At 72.1% G+C, this 17678-nt stretch carries 16 protein-coding genes; 15 read left to right on the top strand and 1 reads right to left on the bottom strand.

The window, feature by feature from the left end:
* Window positions 1–64: 64 nt before the first annotated feature.
* From BN1555_RS06960 to BN1555_RS06900, 13 genes are all read left to right on the top strand, one after another.
* On the top strand, window positions 65–361 hold the full coding sequence (locus tag BN1555_RS06960; RefSeq protein ID WP_093803242.1) for a hypothetical protein: 297 nt from the start codon (window positions 65–67) through the stop codon (window positions 359–361).
* A 135-nt stretch (window positions 362–496) separates the two neighbouring features.
* The gene (locus tag BN1555_RS06955) at window positions 497–940 is read left to right on the top strand and encodes an SPW repeat domain-containing protein (protein ID WP_107081066.1); all 444 of its coding nucleotides are present in this window, start codon (window positions 497–499) and stop codon (window positions 938–940) included.
* A gap of 168 nt (window positions 941–1108) precedes the next feature.
* Window positions 1109–1498 (top strand): cell division protein SepF, encoded by a 390-nt coding sequence (locus BN1555_RS06950; protein ID WP_093798562.1) that lies wholly within the window; start codon window positions 1109–1111, stop codon window positions 1496–1498.
* Between the two features lie 56 nt (window positions 1499–1554).
* Window positions 1555–2715 carry an AAA family ATPase gene (locus BN1555_RS06945; RefSeq protein WP_093798561.1) on the top strand — a complete coding sequence of 387 codons (1161 nt, stop codon included), beginning with the start codon at window positions 1555–1557 and terminating at the stop codon, window positions 2713–2715.
* On the top strand, window positions 2712–3062 hold the full coding sequence (locus tag BN1555_RS06940) for a nucleotide pyrophosphohydrolase (RefSeq protein WP_093798560.1): 351 nt from the start codon (window positions 2712–2714) through the stop codon (window positions 3060–3062). Before BN1555_RS06945 ends, BN1555_RS06940 begins: the two co-directional genes overlap by 4 nt.
* Before the next feature lie 141 nt (window positions 3063–3203).
* On the top strand, window positions 3204–3731 hold the full coding sequence (locus BN1555_RS06935; RefSeq protein WP_093803241.1) for a DUF6099 family protein: 528 nt from the start codon (window positions 3204–3206) through the stop codon (window positions 3729–3731).
* A gap of 127 nt (window positions 3732–3858) precedes the next feature.
* Window positions 3859–4782, top strand: coding sequence for an LLM class F420-dependent oxidoreductase (locus BN1555_RS06930; RefSeq protein ID WP_093798559.1), 924 nt, complete (start codon window positions 3859–3861; stop codon window positions 4780–4782).
* A 31-nt stretch (window positions 4783–4813) separates the two neighbouring features.
* On the top strand, window positions 4814–5731 hold the full coding sequence (gene mmuM, locus BN1555_RS06925) for a homocysteine S-methyltransferase (protein ID WP_093798558.1): 918 nt from the start codon (window positions 4814–4816) through the stop codon (window positions 5729–5731).
* Window positions 5732–5772: 41 nt separating this feature from the next.
* The gene (locus tag BN1555_RS06920; protein WP_093798557.1) at window positions 5773–7242 is read left to right on the top strand and encodes a 3' terminal RNA ribose 2'-O-methyltransferase Hen1; all 1470 of its coding nucleotides are present in this window, start codon (window positions 5773–5775) and stop codon (window positions 7240–7242) included.
* Window positions 7239–9791 carry a polynucleotide kinase-phosphatase gene (locus BN1555_RS06915; protein ID WP_093798556.1) on the top strand — a complete coding sequence of 851 codons (2553 nt, stop codon included), beginning with the start codon at window positions 7239–7241 and terminating at the stop codon, window positions 9789–9791. The genes BN1555_RS06920 and BN1555_RS06915 overlap by 4 nt, the downstream gene beginning before the upstream one ends.
* Window positions 9792–10001: 210 nt before the next feature.
* On the top strand, window positions 10002–11234 hold the full coding sequence (locus BN1555_RS06910) for an arginine deiminase (protein WP_093798555.1): 1233 nt from the start codon (window positions 10002–10004) through the stop codon (window positions 11232–11234).
* Window positions 11235–11297: 63 nt separating this feature from the next.
* Window positions 11298–12305, top strand: a complete 1008-nt coding sequence (argF, locus tag BN1555_RS06905) for an ornithine carbamoyltransferase (protein WP_093798554.1) — start codon at window positions 11298–11300, stop codon at window positions 12303–12305.
* Window positions 12306–12424: 119 nt separating this feature from the next.
* Window positions 12425–13840, top strand: coding sequence for an amino acid permease (locus tag BN1555_RS06900; protein WP_093798553.1), 1416 nt, complete (start codon window positions 12425–12427; stop codon window positions 13838–13840).
* Here BN1555_RS06900 and BN1555_RS06895 read toward each other — a convergent pair.
* Window positions 13806–14249, bottom strand: a complete 444-nt coding sequence (locus tag BN1555_RS06895; RefSeq protein WP_093798552.1) for an ATP-binding protein — start codon at window positions 14247–14249, stop codon at window positions 13806–13808. The genes BN1555_RS06900 and BN1555_RS06895 overlap by 35 nt on opposite strands.
* A 273-nt stretch (window positions 14250–14522) precedes the next feature.
* On the opposite strand from BN1555_RS06895, the gene BN1555_RS06890 reads away from it, so the two are divergent.
* Window positions 14523–15350, top strand: coding sequence for an enoyl-CoA hydratase family protein (locus BN1555_RS06890; RefSeq protein ID WP_093798551.1), 828 nt, complete (start codon window positions 14523–14525; stop codon window positions 15348–15350).
* A gap of 2 nt (window positions 15351–15352) precedes the next feature.
* Window positions 15353–17632, top strand: coding sequence for a bifunctional salicylyl-CoA 5-hydroxylase/oxidoreductase (locus BN1555_RS06885; RefSeq protein WP_176710254.1), 2280 nt, complete (start codon window positions 15353–15355; stop codon window positions 17630–17632).
* Window positions 17633–17678: the final 46 nt, after the last annotated feature.

Raw genomic sequence — 17678 nt, 5'->3', positions numbered from 1 at the left:
CGCACAGGACGCGTACCACCGCCGTCAGTCGCGGATACGGGTCGCCGGTGTGAAGCTGGAGGATATGGACTGGGCTTCATGGACAACGCTCGGGGTGCTGTCGGGCCGCGGCGGGGTGCTCACCGACGAGGCGGGCGTCCTGACGGGTGACCTCACCGTGCACACCACGTGGGCGGGCGGGGAAGCGCGTGTCGCTGTCCAGTACAGCGGAGCGTCCGACTGGTTCACCATGTCGGGCAGCCCCACCCCCTGCCCTTCGGAGACCGACAGCCGGAACCTGCACGACGCCGTAGTGGCAGCGGTGCGGGCGGGATCCGCAGCTACCGTCCCCCGCCCGCCGTACCGGACCCCGTCGCGATGACGGCGCCGCTCCACGGCGCGGCGTCCGCCACGGCGGCATGGACGAGGAGAGAACGAGACCGCAGGCCCCGCCCGGTGCCGTCCCGCCGGCCGGGGCGGCACGGACGGCCGGCCCGGCCGATATGAGGAGTGGACCATGAATGTCGGGAACCCTTCGTCGCCTTCACGCGCGTCCGTGCCGTCCGGCACCAAGAGCTCTCTCCGGCGGGACCAGCGTGAACAGCTCCTCGGGCTGCTGATGGTGCTGGCCAGCATCGCCCTGTTCGTCGCCCCCTGGGTCGTGGGCTATCCCGACTCGGCCAAGGACATCCACCGCAGCGAGCTGGCCGTGGGGCTGATCGTGTTCTTCGTCGCCCTGATGCGGTTCAAGTGGCACTTCGGAATGTGGTCCGATCTGGTCGTCCTGGTGGCGGGGGCCTGGCTCATCGCGTCGCCTTGGCTGCTGAGCCTGCAGAACACCGTGGTCTTCGACGGCGCACAGGTCTTCGACGTGGCTGCCGGTATCGTCCTGGTGGTGCTGGCCGTCGCATCGATGCTGCTCCTGCGCGCGTCCAGGAAGGCGGGGGACCGGCAGGAGTGAACCGTCCCGGCCCGCCCGCTCCGGCCACCGCCCACGCGCTGTCCTCCGTACGGGAGACCGTCACGCCGGTGTGAGTCCCGCCATCCGCGCCGTGTCGTTGTTGGGCCGAACGGGTGAGTCGCGGGAAGATGGCCGGATGCAGACACAGCACGTGAGCGGAGTGGTCCGGTGAGCAGGTACGACGTCACCGATGAACAGTGGGCCGGGCTCGCTCAGGTCGTGCCGCTGCGCAGCAGGAACGAGTGGCCCTCCAGGGTCGATCACCGCACGATGCCGCAGGAGCAGGAGGCCGCCGAGCACCGGCGGATGATCGTGCTGCGCGTGCAGGTGTTCTCCGACGCCCGTGAGGTCGCGGAGTACCTGATCGCGCAGGTACCGGTGCTCCTGGACCTGACCGCGGCGGACGCCGATGTGGCCAAGCGCATTCTCGATTTCAGCAGCGGTGTGGTCTTCGGGCTCGGCAGCGGCATGCACCGGGTCGACCGGAACGTCTTCCTGCTGTCACCGGCCGGCATGGAGGTCGAGGGGGCCGAGGTGGCCGCAGTCCCTCAAACGTAGGAACGTCCGTCAGAGGTAACGGTTCGTCAGGTAAGGGACTGCGTACCGTCGCGGCCATGACTGTGCTCTCCCCGGGGCAGCGCCCCGGACCCCCGGCCGACGACCGTGGCGTCCCCACGGTCACCGAACTGCGGCTCTCGGCCTTCAGGTCGCACCGCGGCGCGACCTTCCCGCTCGGCCCGGTGACCCTGTTCGCGGGCGTCAGCGGCAGCGGCAAGTCGAGCGTCCTGGAGGTGTACGACGCGCTGGCCCGCCTCGGCGGGGGCGCCGCGCTGGGCGAGGTGTTCCGGGATCCGGCGGGATGCGTGCCGGAGCGGACGGGGCCCGACGCCCAGGGGCGGCGGGGTTTCAGGATCGGCTGCACCGTGGAGGGGCCCGCGGGCCCCGTACGCCTCGATCTCGCCGTACAGGCCGAACCCGAACTGCGCGTCGTCGGCGAGCGGCTGACCTGCGACGGGCAGACGCTGCTGACCACCGCGCTGCGCGATCCGGGGCGCAGCACGGTGCAGGCGGCCTGGTACACGGCGGGCACGGCGCCGGTGACCCGGGCGCCGCTGCCCGGCGACCGGCTGGGTACGGCGCTGCTGCCGCTGCGGGTGGCCGGCAAGACGGCGGGGCAGTTGCGGGTGCTGGCCGCCGCGGAGCAGGTGGTTCTGGCGCTGCGGTCGGTGTTCGCGTGCGACCCGCAGCCCGCGCGCATGCGGGAGCCGGTGGCGCTGGGCGACGCCCGGCTGCGCCGCGGCTGCGACAACCTCGCGGAGGTGCTGTGGCGCACGCACCGCCAGTGCGCGAAGCGTCACGCGCGGCTGGCCGCGACGGTGCGGTCGGGGTGCCCGGGGCCGGTGGAGGCGCTGGTCGTGGAGGAGCTCGCGGACGGGAAGGTGCGGGCGCTGGTGGACCGGGGCGGTCCGTGGGCCACGCCCGTGGGGCGGCTCGGGGACGGTGAGCTGAGGTACCTGGCGCTCGCGCTCGTGCTGCTGACCGGGCCGGGGGTGCTGGCCGTGGACACCGTCGCCGAGGTGCCCGCGGCGATGCAGGCGCTGACGGTTCTCGCGGACGGCTTCGACCGGTCGATGGACGGGCGGCAGATGAGGGAACTGGTGGCGCTGGCGGCCTCGGTCTGCGCCGGGGGACACCTCAGGCTGATGGGGACGGTCACGGACGCCTCGTGCGCGCGTGAAGTGGACGGAGTGACGGTGGTAGACCTGGGGCCGTGACTGAACTCGATGTAGCGGGACTGCAGCGGCGGCTGGCCCAATTCGCGGCGGCTCGGGGGTGGGGGCCGTACCACACGCCGAAGAACCTGGCGGTGGCGCTGAGCGTGGAGGCGTCCGAACTGCTGGAAATCTTCCAGTGGCTGACGCCCGAGGAGTCGGCGCGGGTGATGGAGGATCCGCGGTCCGCGCACCGGGTGACGGACGAGGTCGCCGATGTCCTCGCGTACCTGCTGCAGTTCAGTGAGGTGCTCGGGATCGATGTGCTGGCGGCGCTGGCGGCGAAGATCGACCGGAACGAACTGCGCTTTCCGGCGCCGGAAACCACGGATTGTCACTCTCCGGAGTGACGCACCTATCCAAAATCGCATTTGTGTCCACAGATTTCGGCACAGCTCTGGCTTTCCGGGCCCCACGCCTTCACTCTGGGTAGTGGACAGGGAAGTGGTGCGCGAAAGATGCGGGCCATGGCAGGGACGGGGGGCGGACGCATGGACGCGGTGAGGCTCATCGGGCAGAGCCGGTACGCACTCGCGCAGAGCCGGTCGGCACCGGAGATCCTGGCGGAGGCCTGGCAGGCACAGGCGCTGACGCAGGCGATCGGCGGCCGGCTGGCGCTGACCGGCCCGGCGGAGCTGAGGGGCGAGGCGCGGGGGCTGGGCGAGACGGGCGGGCGGGGCTGCGGAGTCCTCGACCTCCCCGCGCTGTACGCGGGAGTGGCGGACGACGCCGTCAGACTGCCACCGGACGCGCGGCCGCGGGCCGCACAGCTCTCCGAAGTGGGTGACGCGCGGACGGCGTTGGTCCGGCTCGGCGGGCTGCTCGGGGAGGTGGGGATCGCGCTCGTCGGGGTCGCGTGCGCCACGGACGAGGAGGCCCTCTACTGGCAGTGCATCGAAGCCATCGACGCCGCCGACGAGTCGAGCGACCGGGTGCGCGGGATATTGCGCCGGCTCGCGGTGCGGGAGGAGGACAGGCTCCGCAGCGCGGCCCGCGGCTCGGCGGCGGAGCCGTTCTGACGGGCCGGCCCCGCCCGGCCGGCGGGAGCTCGCCCGGTGGTGCAGGCACAGGTGCAGGTGCAGGTGCAGGTGCGGGCCGGGTGCGGCAGGTGGGGTTGGCGGCAGTCCGACGGTGCAGGATGGAGGCATGGATCTTCGAATCTTCACCGAGCCCCAGCAAGGGGCGAGCTACGACACCCTGCTCACCGTCGCCAAGGCCACCGAGGACCTCGGCTTCGACGCCTTCTACCGCTCAGACCACTACTTGCGCATGGGGCCGGGCGACGGCCTCCCCGGGCCGACCGACGCCTGGATCACGCTGGCCGGGCTCGCCCGCGAGACCAAGCGGATCCGGCTCGGCACGCTGATGACCGCGGGTACGTTCCGGCTGCCGGGCGTGCTGGCCATCCAGGTCGCGCAGGTCGACCAGATGTCGGGCGGACGGGTCGAACTCGGGCTGGGAGCGGGGTGGTTCGAGGAGGAGCACCGGGCGTACGGCATCCCGTTCCCGAAGGAGAAGTTCGGCCGCCTGGAGGAGCAGCTGGCCATCGTCACCGGGCTGTGGGCGACGGAGGCCGGCAAGACGTTCAGCTACGACGGGACGTACTACCAGCTGACGGACTCGCCCGCGCTGCCCAAGCCCGCGCAGGCGAAGGTGCCGGTGCTGGTCGGCGGGCACGGCGCGGTCCGCACGCCGCGGCTGGCCGCGCAGTACGCCGACGAGTTCAACATCCCGTTCGCCTCGCTGGAGGACAGCGAGCGGCAGTTCGGACGGGTCAGGGCGGCCGCCGAGAAGGCCGGTCGCAGGGCGGACGACCTGGTGTACTCCAACGCGCTGGTGGCGTGCGTCGGCAAGAACGACGCGGAGGTGGCGCGCCGGGCGGCGGCCATCGGGCGGGACGTGGACGAGCTCAAGGCGAACGGGCTGGCGGGCTCACCCGCCGAGGTGGTCGACAAGATCGGGCAGTACGCCGCGATCGGAACGTCCCGGGTCTACCTCCAGATGCTGGACCTGGACGACCTCGAACACCTGGAGCTGACCTCCTCGCAGGTGCTGTCCCAGCTGAACTGATCCGTACGGCCGACCGATCCAGGAGCCCACCGTGAAACCCGTCCGTCCGCTTGCCGCCGCGCTCGAGGCCGCCGGCCGGCGGGCCGTCGTCCTCGACGGCGGTCTGTCCAACCAGCTGGAGGCACAGGGCTGCGACCTGTCCGACGCGCTGTGGTCGGCGCGGCTGCTCGCCGACGGGCCGCAGCAGATCACGGCGGCGCACGCGGCGTATGTGCGGGCGGGCGCACAGGTGCTGATCACCGCCAGCTACCAGGCGACGTTCGAGGGCTTCGCCCGGCGGGGCGTCGGTCCGGCCGGGGCCGCGGAGCTGCTGGCGCGCAGCGTCGAACTGGCGCGGGCGGCGGGGGAGTCCGCGGACCGGGAGGTCTGGGTGGCGGCCTCGGTCGGCCCGTACGGGGCGATGCTCGCCGACGGCAGCGAGTACCGGGGGCGGTACGGGCTCTCGGTGCGGGAGCTGGAGCGCTTCCACCGGCCACGGGTCGAAGCACTCCTCGCGGCGGCCCCCGATGTGCTGGCGCTGGAGACGGTGCCCGACACCGACGAGGCCGAGGCGCTGCTGCGGGCCGTCGAGGGGTCCGGGGCGCCGGTCTGGCTGTCGTACAGCATCGCGGGCGGGCAGACCCGGGCCGGCCAGCCGCTGGACGCGGCCTTCTCCCTCGCGGCGGGCAACGACCAGGTGATCGCCGTGGGCGTCAACTGCTGCGAGCCGCGCGACGCGGACGCGGCCGTGGAGCTCGCGGCCTCGGTGACCGGAAAGCCGGTCGTCGTCTACCCGAACAGCGGCGAGCAGTGGGACGCGCGGGGCAGGCGCTGGCGCGGCGGGGGCACGTACGACCCGGCGCGGGTGCGCGAGTGGCGGGCGTCCGGGGCCCGGCTGGTCGGCGGCTGTTGCCGGGTCGGGCCCGCGGAGATCGCCGAGCTGGCCGGGGCGGTCGGGCCGGACGCTTAAACCCGTGGTCGGGGCGGACCCGGCCGACGATACTCGGATGTGTGTTCCTGACGATCAGCACAACCGGCAACCAGGAGCGTCCCGCGACCGACCTCGGTTTTCTGCTGCACAAGCACCCCGACAAGGCGCAGACGTTCTCCACTTCCCACGGCACGGCGCACGTCCTCTATCCCGAGGCGTCCGCCGAGCGGTGCACGGCCGCGCTCCTGCTGGAGGTGGATCCGGTGGCGCTGGTGCGGCGCGGCAAGGGCAAGGGGCGCGGAGGCTCGCCCGACTCCGCGCTCGCGCAGTACGTCAACGACCGGCCGTACGCGGCGTCGTCGCTGCTGGCCGTCGCGCTGAGCACGGTTTTCAAGACCGCCCTGCACGGCGTGTGCAACGCCCGGCCCGAGCGTGCGGCGGCCCCACTGCCGCTGCGCATCGAGGTGCCCGCGCTGCCCGCGCGGGGCGGCGCCGAGCTGGTGACGAAGCTGTTCGCCCCGCTGGGCTGGACGACGGTGCGGGCCGAGCCGGTGGCGCTGGACGAGCAGTTCCCGCAGTGGGGCGACTCGCGGTACGTACAGCTCGTGCTGGAAGGGGAGCTGCGGCTCGCCGACGCCCTGCGCCAGCTGTACGTCCTGCTGCCGGTGCTGGACGACGCCAAGCACTACTGGGTCGCGCCCGACGAGGTGGACAAGCTGCTGCGGGCGGGTGAGGGCTGGCTGGCCGAGCACCCCGAACAGAAGCTGATCACCAGCCGGTACCTGTCGCGCCGGTGGGGGCTGACCCGTCAGGCCATGGAGCGTCTCGAACTCGTGCGTCTCGCCGAGGCCGACGACCTGGAGGTCGAGGAGATCGACAACGCCGTCGACGAGACGACCGACACGGAGGACAGGCCGGTGCCGCTCGCCGTGCAGCGGCGCGACGCGATCCTCCGGGCGCTGGACGCGGCCGGGGCGAGCCGGGTGCTCGACCTCGGCTGCGGGCAGGGCCAGTTGGTGCAGGCGCTGCTCGAGGACGGGAAGTTCACCGAGATCGTGGGGGTGGACGTGTCCGTGCGCGCGCTGACCGTCGCCTCGCGCCGGCTGAGGCTGGACCGCATGAGTGAGCGGCAGGCCGGGCGCGTGAAGCTGATGCAGGGCTCCCTCACGTACACCGACAAGCGGCTCAAGGGGTACGACGCCGCCGTACTCAGCGAGGTCGTCGAGCACCTCGACCTGGAGCGGCTGCCGGCCCTGGAGTACGCCGTGTTCGGCTCGGCGCGTCCGCGGACCGTGCTCGTGACCACGCCGAACGTCGAGTACAACGTGCGCTGGGAGTCCCTGCCCGCCGGACACGCGCGCCACGGCGACCACCGCTTCGAGTGGACGCGCGAGGAGTTCCGCGCCTGGGCGGAGCAGGTGGCCCAGCGGCACGGGTACGGGGTCGGGTTCGTCCCCGTCGGGGCCGAGGACCCCGAGGTCGGACCGCCCACCCAGATGGCCGTGTTCACCATGACCGGACAGGACAAGAAGGAGGCGGAAGCCGCATGAGCACCACCACCCGCACGCTGCCCGTCACCGACCTGTCCCTCGTGGTCCTGGTCGGCGCCACCGGATCCGGCAAGTCCACGTTCGCGCACCGGCACTTCAAGCCCACCGAGGTCATCTCCTCCGACTTCTGCCGCGGCTTGGTCGCCGACGACGAGAACGACCAGAGCGCGAGCCGTGACGCGTTCGACGTCCTGCACTACATCGCGGGCAAGCGGCTCGAGGCCGGCCGGCTGACCGTCGTCGACGCGACCAACGTGCAGCCGGAGAGCCGCAGGCAGCTCGTCCAGCTGGCCAGGAAGTACGACGTACTGCCGATCGCGATCGTCCTCGACCTGCCGGAGGAGGTGTGCGCCGGGCGCAACGCCGTACGCCCCGACCGGGCCGGCATGCCCCGCCACGTCATCCAGCGGCACCGGCGCGAGCTGCGCCGTTCGCTGCGGAGCCTGGAGCGCGAGGGCTTCCGCAAGGTGCACGTCCTGCGCAGCGTGGAGGAGGTCGACGCCGCCGAAGTCGTGCTGGAGCGCCGCTACAACGACCTCACCCACCTCACCGGCCCCTTCGACATCATCGGTGACATCCACGGCTGCCGCTCCGAGCTGGAAACCCTGCTGAGCAAGCTCGGTTACGTCGACGGGTCGCACCCCGAAGGGCGTACGGCCGTCTTCGTCGGCGACCTCGTCGACCGCGGTCCCGACAGCCCGGGCGTGCTGCGCCGGGTGATGGGCATGGTCGCCTCCGGCGACGCGCTGTGCGTGCCCGGGAACCACGAGAACAAGCTCGGCCGTTACCTCAAGGGCAGGAACGTCCAGCACACGCACGGACTCGCCGAGACCATCGAGCAGCTGGAGAAGGAGGACGAGGGCTTCAAGGAGCAGGTGCGGGAGTTCATCGACGGGCTCGTCAGCCATTACGTCCTCGACAGAGGCAACCTCGTCGTGTGCCACGCCGGGCTGCCCGAGAAGTACCACGGCCGCACCTCCGGCCGGGTCCGCTCGCACGCGCTGTACGGCGACACGACCGGCGAGACCGACGAGTTCGGCCTGCCCGTGCGCTACCCGTGGGCCGAGGACTACCGCGGCCGCGCCGCCGTCGTCTACGGCCACACACCCGTGCCCGACACCTCCTGGATCAACAACACCATCTGCCTGGACACCGGCGCGGTCTTCGGCGGCAGGATGACCGCGCTGCGCTGGCCGGAGCGCGAAATCGTCGACGTACCGGCCGAGCGGGTCTGGTACGAGCCGGCCAAGCCGCTCACCGCCGAGGCGCCCGGCGGAGCCGCATCGAACGGGGCAGAGGGCGGCCGTCCGCTGGACCTCGCCGACGTGCACGGCCGCCGGGTCGTCGAGACGCGGCACATGGGCCGCGTCGCCGTACGCGAGGAGAACGCGGCCGCCGCGCTCGAAGTCATGAGCCGCTTCGCCGTAGACCCGCGTCTGCTCGCCTACCTGCCGCCGACGATGTCCCCGACCGGCACGTCGGCGGTGGACGGCTACCTGGAGCACCCCGCCGAGGCCTTCGCCGGCTACAGGGCGGACGGTGTCGCGCGGGTCGTGTGCGAGGAGAAGCACATGGGCTCCCGGGCGGTGGTGCTGGTCTGCCGGGACGCGGGCACGGCGCGCGAGCGGTTCGGTGTGGACGGCCCGACCGGCGTCGTCCACACCCGCACCGGCCGCCCCTTTTTCGACGAGCAGACCATCACCGAGCTGATCCTCCACCGGCTGCGCACCGCCGTCACCGAGGCCGGTCTCTGGGACGAGCTCCGGACCGACTGGCTGCTGCTCGACGCCGAGCTGATGCCCTGGTCGCTCAAGGCGTCAGGACTGCTGCGCCACCAGTACGCCGCCGTGGGCGCCGCGTCGCGCGCCGTCTTCCCCGGCGCCCTGGCGGCGCTCGAAGGGGCGGCCGCCCGCGGGGTCGACGTCAACGGCCTGCTGGCGACGCAGCGCGAACGGGCCGCCGACGCGGCCGCGTTCACCGACGCGTACCGGCGCTACTGCTGGCCCACCGAAGGGCTGGAGGGCGTGCGGCTCGCACCGTTCCAGCTGCTCGCCGTCCAGGGCCGCTCGCTCGCGGGCGTACCGCACGACCAGCAGCTGGCCTGGCTGGACCGGCTGGTCGAGCACGACCCGACCGCACTGCTCCAGACCACCCGCAGGCTGATCGTCGACACCGGCGACCCGGAGTCCGTCCGGTCGGGCACCGACTGGTGGCTGGAGATGACCGGCCGGGGCGGCGAGGGCATGGTCGTCAAGCCGGTCGAGGCACTCGCACGGGACGGGAAGAACAGGCTCGTGCAGCCGGGCATCAAGGTGCGCGGCCGCGAGTACCTGCGGATCGTCTACGGTCCCGAGTACACCCGCCCGGAACAGCTCGCCAAGCTGCGCAACCGGTTCCTGGGCCACAAGCGCTCGCTCGCTCTGCGCGAGTACGCACTGGGCCTGGAGGCCCTGGACCGGCTGGCCGAGGGGGAGCCGGTGTGGCGGGTGCACGAGGCCGTGTTCGCGGTCCTGGCACTGGAGTCGGAGCCGGTCGACCCGCGGCTGTGACCTGAAGTGCGCCCCCTGCGCGATGCGGGTCCCCGTCGCGCAGGGGGCGGCCGGCCCCGGCCGCCCGGGCGTGTCCCCGCGAGGCACCCGGTGTCCCCTCCTCCGGCGGCCGCGCGGCGTCACCGTGACGGCGCTCCGGACGGCCGCACTTCTCCGGCCGCACTTCTCCGTAGGGCCGCGCGTCCGGCCGCGCTCGGCCAGGATGGGGGGATGGGATTCCACGTCGATTCCGAGGCCGGGCGGCTGCGCCGCGTCATTCTCCACCGACCGGATCTGGAGCTGAAGCGTCTCACCCCCAGCAACAAGGACGCGCTGCTCTTCGACGACGTGCTGTGGGTGCGCCGCGCGCGCCAGGAGCACGACGGATTCGCCGACGTCCTGCGCGACCGGGGCGTCGTGGTGCACCTCTTCGGTGATCTGCTGCGCGAGTCGCTGGAGATCCCGGCGGCCAGGAACCTCGTCCTGGACCGGGTCTTCGACGAGAAGGAGTACGGTCCGCTCGCCACCGGCCACCTGCGCGAGGCGTTCGACGACCTGCCCGTGACCGATCTGGTCGAGGCGCTCGTCGGCGGCATGACGAAGCGGGAGTTCCTGGCGCGCCACCCCGAGCCGACCTCGGTCCGCTTCCACGTCATGGACCTGGACGACTTCCTGATCCAGCCGCTGCCGAACCATCTCTTCACCCGGGACACCTCCGCCTGGATATACGACGGCGTCTCCATCAACGCCATGCGCTGGCCGGCCCGGCAGCGCGAGACCGTCCACTTCGAGGCGATCTACAAGCACCACCCGCTCTTCAGGAGTCCGGAGGCGGGGGACTTCCACCACTGGTCGGAGGGGCAGCACGACTACCCCTCCACCATCGAGGGCGGCGACGTCCTGGTCCTCGGCAACGGCGCCGTCCTGATCGGAATGAGCGAGCGCACCACCCCGCAGGCTGTGGAGATGCTCGCCCGCGGGCTCTTCGAGGCGGGCTCCGCCACCACCATCGTGGCGCTCGACATGCCCAAGAGCCGGGCGTTCATGCATCTCGACACGGTGATGACGATGGTCGACGGCGACACCTTCACCCAGTACGCCGGGCTCGGCATGCTCCGCTCGTACACCATCGAACCGGGGGACGGCGAGCGCGAGCTGAAGGTCACCGACCATCCGCCCGAGCACATGCACCGCGCCATAGCGGCCGCCCTCGGCCTGGACTCCGTCCGGGTGCTGACCGCCACCCAGGACGTCCACGCGGCGGAGCGCGAGCAGTGGGACGACGGCTGCAACGTGCTGGCGGTCGAGCCGGGCGTGGTCGTGGCGTACGAGCGCAACGTCACCACCAACACCCATCTGCGCAAGCAGGGCATCGAGGTCATCGAGATCAAGGGGAACGAGCTGGGCAGGGGGCGGGGCGGTCCCCGGTGCATGAGCTGCCCGGTCGAACGCGACGCTGTATAGTGATGCGCTCATTCGCATACGCTTCCAATCCCCGCATGGGCGACCGACTCAGGAGCAGCCACCATGGCGACAGACCTCGCAGGCCGCCACCTCCTCAAGGAGCTGGACTTCACCGCGGAGGAGTTCCGCGGCCTGATCGACCTCGCCGCCGAGCTCAAGGCGGCCAAGAAGGCGGGCACCGAGGTGCCGCGGCTGCGCGGCAGGAACATCGCGCTGATCTTCGAGAAGACCTCCACCCGCACCCGCTGCGCTTTCGAGGTGGCCGCCGCCGACCAGGGCGCGTCGACGACGTACCTCGACCCCTCCAGCTCCCAGATCGGGCACAAGGAGTCGGTCAAGGACACGGCGCGCGTGCTGGGCCGGATGTTCGACGGCATCGAGTACCGCGGGGACAGCCAGGCCGCCGTCGAGGAGCTGGCGGCGTACGCCGGCGTCCCCGTCTTCAACGGGCTCACCGACGACTGGCACCCCACCCAGATGCTCGCCGACGTACTCACCATGACCGAGCACTGTGCCAAGCCCCTGGAGCGGATCGCCTTCGCCTACCTGGGGGACGCCCGCTTCAACATGGGCAACTCCTACCTGGCCACCGGCGCCCTGCTCGGCATGGACGTGCGCATCGTCGCGCCCAGGGCCTACTGGCCGGCCGACGGCATCGTCGCGCAGGCCCGCAAGGCCGCCGAGCTGAGCGGCGCCCGCGTCACCCTCACCGAGGACGTCGCCGAGGGGGTTCTGGGCGCCGACTTCGTCGCCACCGACGTCTGGGTGTCGATGGGGGAGCCCAAGGAGGTCTGGGGCGAGCGGATCGAGGCCCTCTCCCCGTACGCCGTGACCACGGACGTACTGCGCGCCACCGGCAACCCGGACGTGAAGTTCCTGCACTGCCTGCCGGCCTTCCACAACCTCGGCACCAAGGTCGGCCGCGACATCCACGAGCAGTACGGCCTGACCGAGCTGGAGGTCACCGACGAGGTCTTCGAGTCGGCGCACTCGGTCGTCTTCGACGAGGCCGAGAACCGTATGCACACGATCAAGGCCGTGCTCGTCGCCACCATGTCCGGTGCGGAATAGCTATACAACCGTTTGGGTGGACATGTGCGGTGGCGGCTAGTATGTCGCCGGTTGGTGGGGTCCGAGCTCGCACGCTCGGACCCCATTTCGTTGTGAGCGCAAGAGAAGAGAACCACCTCATGCAGCGCATCAAGTCCCCCGACCAGCTCGTCGCCGAATCGGGCGCGGACCTCGAGGGTCACGGTCTCAAGCGCACCATGGGGCTCTTCCAGCTCGTGTGCTTCGGCGTCGGCGCCATCGTCGGCACCGGCATCTTCGTCGGCCTCTCCGACAGCGTCGCCGAAGCGGGCCCCGTCGTCGTCGTCTCCTTCGTCCTCGCCGCGATCACCTGCGTCTTCACCGCCTTCTCGTTCGCCGAGCTCGGCGGCGCGATCCCGGTCTCCGGCAGCTCCTACTCCTTCGCCTACGCCGCCCTCGGCGAGCGCGTCGCCTTTCTCACCGGCTGGTGCCTGCTGCTCGAATACGGCGTGTCCGTCTCCGCCGTCGCCGTCGGCTGGGGTCAGTACCTCAACGAGCTCCTCCACAGCCTCGTCGGATGGCGGCTGCCCGCCGCGCTCTCCAGCCCGCCCGGCGACGGCGGCGTCGTGAACATCCCCGCCGTCGTCGTGATACTGCTCGCCGCGCTGCTGCTGGTGCGCGGGGTCCGGGAGAGCGCCCGCGCCACCGCCGTCATGGCCGTCGTGAAGATCGCCGTACTGATCCTCTTCTGCGCCATCGCGTTCACGGCCTTCACCTCGGACAACCTCTCGCCGTTCGCCCCGCACGGCCTGGCGGGCATCACCTCGGGAGCCTCGCTCGCCTTCTTCTCGTACATCGGCTTCGACGCGATCACCACGGCCGGCGAAGAGGTCAAGGACCCGCGCAGGAACGTCCCGCTGGCGATCATGGTGTGCCTCGGCATCGTCACGCTGCTGTACTGCCTGGTCGCGATCGCCGCCATCGGCGCGATGTCCGCCGCCGACGTCGCGTCGCAGCCCGCCGCGCTCTCGCTCATCGTCAACCGGGTCACGGACTCGACGCTCGGCGGCGGCGTCATCGCCTTCGGCGCGGTCGTCGCCATCGCGTCCGTCGTCCTCGCCGTGATGTACGGGCAGACCCGCGTCCTGATGTCGATGTCCCGCGACGGCCTCGTCCCGCGCGTCTTCGAGCACGTCTCGCCGAAGACCTCGACGCCCGTCGCCAACACCTGGATCGTCGCCGCGGTCTTCGCGGTACCGGCCGCCGTCGTGCCGCTCGACGTCGTGATCAACCTGACGACCATCGGCACCCTGGCGGTCATGGCCGTGGTGAACGTCGCCGTCGTCGCGCTGCGCCGCCGCAACCCGGACCTGCGGCGCTCCTTCCGGGTCCCCCTCTACCCGGTGAGCCCGGTGCTGGGCGTGGCCTTCTGCCTCTACCTGATGTACGGGACCGGCTGGACGACATGGGTCCGGTTCGCGGTGTTCCTGGCGGCCGGCGCGCTGGTGTACGCCCTCTACGGACGCCGTCACTCCCGTCTCGTCAGTACGCGGGAGCAGGCAGCGCGGGAAGTGTGAACCAGACGGCCTTGCCGTACTCGGTGCGGCGGTGTCCGCAGGCCGAGCTGAGCATGCGGATGAGCAGCAGCCCGCGGCCGTGCTCCTGCCAGGGGTCGGGCGGCCGTATGTCCGCCGCCGATTCCAGATGGCCCGGCGGCCCCGGGTCGCGGTCGTGCACCTCGACCTGGCAGCCGGCCGGCGACAGCTCCACCACCAGCTCTATGGGCTGCTCCCCGCTCGTGTGCTCCACGGCGTTGGCGACGAGTTCGGCGGTGAGCAGCTCTGCCGTGTCGGTGGTGTCCGCGGAGGCTTCTGGCGCCGAGGTGTCCGAGAGAGCGGTACGGATCAGGGCGCGCGCGATCGGCACTGCGGCAGTGGTGTGCGGCAGTGTGACGCGCCAGGTGGCGGGTCGTGCGGTTTCCAGCACGGCGTAATGCCCCTTCCGGGGTGCAAGCAGTCGTTCGTTAAACCATACGGACTCCGAAAACCATACGGACTCCGATGACGTGGTGCGTAGTGCTGCCCGACCACCGGGCGCGGGACCTCCGCCCCGGCCGACCGGGGCGGAGGTCCCGCAAGGGATGTTGCGTTCTCGTGACGATGGTCATGGACAAGTGATACCTTCGAGTGGCAGGTACAGCAGCACAGGCGCGAGCGCACGGCACAGACAGCAGGCCGCCGGCCGAAGGAGCCCCGCCCCGTGAGCCCCTTTCCCAGCTCAGCTCCCCGTACCAAGCAGTGGCAGCATCTGCGGCTGACCGTCGAGGACGGCGTGGCCACCGTCACTCTCGCCCGGCCCGAGAAACTCAACGCGCTCACCTTCGGCGCGTACGCCGATCTGCGCGACCTCCTCGCCGAGCTGTCCCGCGAGCGCGCCGTGCGCGCCCTGGTCCTCGGCGGTGAGGGCCGCGGCTTCTGCTCGGGCGGCGACGTCGACGAGATCATCGGTGCCACGCTCTCCATGGACACGGCGCAGCTCCTCGACTTCAACCGGATGACCGGACAGGTCGTACGGGCGCTGCGCGAGTGCCCCTTCCCGGTGATCGCCGCCGTGCACGGGGTGGCGGCGGGCGCAGGCGCCGTCCTCGCCCTCGCCGCGGACTTCCGGATCGCCGACCCCTCCGCCCGGTTCGCCTTCCTCTTCACCCGGGTCGGCCTCTCGGGCGGTGACATGGGCGCGGCGTACCTGCTGCCGCGGGTCGTCGGGCTCGGGCACGCCACCAGGCTGCTGATGCTCGGCGAGCCGGTGCGCGCCCCCGAGGCGGAGCGGATCGGCCTGATCAGCGAGATGGCGGGCGAGGGGCAGGCGGACACCCGCGCCGCCGAGCTGGCCCGCCGCCTCGCCGACGGCCCGGCCCTCGCGTACGCGCAGACCAAGGCGCTGCTCACCGCCGAGCTGGACATGCCGCTCGCCGCCGCCGTCGAGATGGACGCGGCCACCCAGGCACTGCTGATGAACGGCGACGACTACGCCGAGTTCCACGCGGCCTTCACCGAGAAGCGCCCCCCGAAGTGGCGGGGGCGCTGACGATGCGCCGGCCGCTGCGCGTGGCCGTGGTGGGCGGCGGTCCCGGCGGGCTCTACGCCGCCGCCCTCCTCAAGCGGCTCGGCCCCGCGCGCGAGGTCACCGTCTGGGAGCGCGGCGCCCCCGACGACACCTTCGGCTTCGGCGTCGTCCTCTCCGACGAGACGCTCGGCGGCATCCAGCACGCCGACCCCGTGGTCCACCGCGCGCTCCAGGAGGAGTTCGTACGGTGGGACGGCATCGACATCGTCCACCGCGGCCGGACCCTGACCTCCGGCGGCCACGGTTTCGCCGCCCTCGGCCGCCGCCGGCTCCTGGAGATCCTGCACGAGCGCTGCCGCTCGCTCGGCGTCGGCCTGCGCGTCCGCGAGGAGGCGCCGCCCGCCGCCGAACTCTCCGCGGCGTACGACCTGGTGGTCGCCGCGGACGGTGTGCACAGCCTCACCCGTGCGGCGTACGCCGATGTCTTCGCGCCCCGCGTCACCACCCACCGCTGCCGCTACATCTGGCTCGCCGCCGACTTCGCCTTCGACGCCTTCCGCTTCGAGACAGCCGAGACCGAACACGGCGTCATGCAGCTCCACGGTTACCCCTACACGAAGAACGCGTCGACCGTCATCGTCGAGATGCGCGAGGAGGTCTGGCGGGCCGCCGGTCTCGACCGCTGCGGCGAGGCCGAATCCACGGAGCGCTGCGCCGCGTTCTTCGCCGGCGCGCTCGGCGGCCGCCCCCTGCGCTCCAACTCCTCCTCCTGGGCCGCCTTCCGCACCGTCGTCAACGACCGCTGGAGCCACGGCAACACGGTCCTGCTCGGCGACGCCGCCCACACCGCCCACTTCTCCATCGGCTCGGGCACCAAGCTCGCCGTCGAGGACGCCCTGGCGCTGGCCGCGTGCGTCGAGGAGCAGCCCGACCTGCCGTCCGCCCTGGCGGCGTACGAGAGCGAGCGCCGCCCCGTCGTCGCCTCCACGCAGCGCGCGGCCGCCGCCAGCCTGCGCTGGTTCGAGGAACTCGGCACGTATCTCGACCAGCCGCCGCGGCAGTTCGCCTTCGGCCTGCTCACCCGCAGCCGCCGCGTCACCCACGACAACCTGCGGCTGCGCGACCCCGCCTTCACGGAGACCGTCGAGGACGGCTTCGGCTGCCCGCCCGGCACACCCCCGATGTTCACCCCCTTCCGGCTGCGCGGCCTGACCCTGCGCAACCGGGTCGTCGTATCGCCCATGGACATGTACTCGGCCCTCGACGGCGTCCCCGGCGACTTCCACCTCGTCCACCTGGGCGCGCGGGCGCTCGGGGGCGCGGGGCTGGTGATGACCGAGATGGTGTGTGTCAGCCCCGGGGGCCGCATCACCCCGGGCTGCACCGGCCTCTACACCCCCGGCCAGGCCGCCGCCTGGCGCCGGATCACCGACTTCGTGCACCGGCAGTCACCGGGCACGGCCGTCGGCGTCCAGCTCGGCCACTCGGGGCGCAAGGGCTCGACGCGGCTGATGTGGGAGGGCATCGACCAGCCGCTGGAGGACGGCAACTGGCCCGTGTCCGCCGCCTCCCCGCTGCCGTACCGCGCGGGCGTCAACCAGGTCCCGCGCGAACTCGACGCGGACGGACTCGCCGTCATACGCGAACAGTTCGTGTCGGCGGCGCTGCGGGCGGCCGAAGCCGGCTTCGACCTGCTCGAACTCCACTGCGCACACGGCTACTTGCTCTCCGGTTTCCTCTCCCCTCTCACCAACCGGCGGACCGACGCGTACGGCGGTTCCCCCGCCGGCCGCCTCCGCTTCCCCCTGGAGGTCTTCGACGCCGTGCGGGCCGTCTGGCCGGACGACCGGCCGATGACGGTCCGCATCTCCGCCACCGACTGGGCGGACGGCGGCACCACGGGCGAGGACGCGGTGGAGATCGCCCGTGCCTTCGCCGCGCACGGCGCCGACGCGATCGACGTCTCGACCGGGCAGGTCGTGTCCGACGAAGCCCCCGAGTACGGCCGTTCGTACCAGACGCCGTACGCCGACCTCATCCGCAACACCCTGGGCGTGCCGGTCGTCGCGGTCGGCGCGATCTCGTCCTGGGACGACGTCAACTCACTGCTGCTGGCGGGCCGTGCGGACCTGTGCGCGCTGGCGCGCCCGCACCTCTACGACCCGCACTGGACGCTCCACGCGGCGGCCGAGCAGGGCTACACGGGTCCGGGCGCGCCGTGGCCCCTGCCGTACCGGGCGGGCAGCCGGACCCCGCCGACCGGGCGCACGGACGCGCCGAAGCCGAGGCTGAACGGGATCTGAACCGGATGGGCCGGAAACCCGCCGCGGGACGACCCCGGATCCCTGC

The organism is Streptomyces sp. Wb2n-11, assembly GCF_001049855.1.
GTDB lineage: Bacteria > Actinomycetota > Actinomycetes > Streptomycetales > Streptomycetaceae > Streptomyces > Streptomyces altiplanensis.
Note: the sequence above shows the minus strand (reverse complement) of the source record. Positions and strands in the feature narration are given on the sequence as shown.

Excerpts from the sequence above, each read along its gene's own strand:
- BN1555_RS06960 (WP_093803242.1), top strand. The coding sequence starts at position 65 with ATGGACTGGGCTTCATGGACAACGCTCGGGGTGCTGTCGGGCCGCGGC.
- BN1555_RS06955 (WP_107081066.1), top strand. The coding sequence starts at position 497 with ATGAATGTCGGGAACCCTTCGTCGCCTTCACGCGCGTCCGTGCCGTCC.
- BN1555_RS06945 (WP_093798561.1), top strand. The coding sequence starts at position 1,555 with ATGACTGTGCTCTCCCCGGGGCAGCGCCCCGGACCCCCGGCCGACGAC.
- BN1555_RS06935 (WP_093803241.1), top strand. The coding sequence starts at position 3,204 with ATGGACGCGGTGAGGCTCATCGGGCAGAGCCGGTACGCACTCGCGCAG.
- BN1555_RS06930 (WP_093798559.1), top strand. The coding sequence starts at position 3,859 with ATGGATCTTCGAATCTTCACCGAGCCCCAGCAAGGGGCGAGCTACGAC.
- BN1555_RS06915 (WP_093798556.1), top strand. The coding sequence starts at position 7,239 with ATGAGCACCACCACCCGCACGCTGCCCGTCACCGACCTGTCCCTCGTG.
- BN1555_RS06910 (WP_093798555.1), top strand. The coding sequence starts at position 10,002 with ATGGGATTCCACGTCGATTCCGAGGCCGGGCGGCTGCGCCGCGTCATT.
- argF (WP_093798554.1), top strand. The coding sequence starts at position 11,298 with ATGGCGACAGACCTCGCAGGCCGCCACCTCCTCAAGGAGCTGGACTTC.
- BN1555_RS06900 (WP_093798553.1), top strand. The coding sequence starts at position 12,425 with ATGCAGCGCATCAAGTCCCCCGACCAGCTCGTCGCCGAATCGGGCGCG.
- BN1555_RS06885 (WP_176710254.1), top strand. The coding sequence starts at position 15,353 with ATGCGCCGGCCGCTGCGCGTGGCCGTGGTGGGCGGCGGTCCCGGCGGG.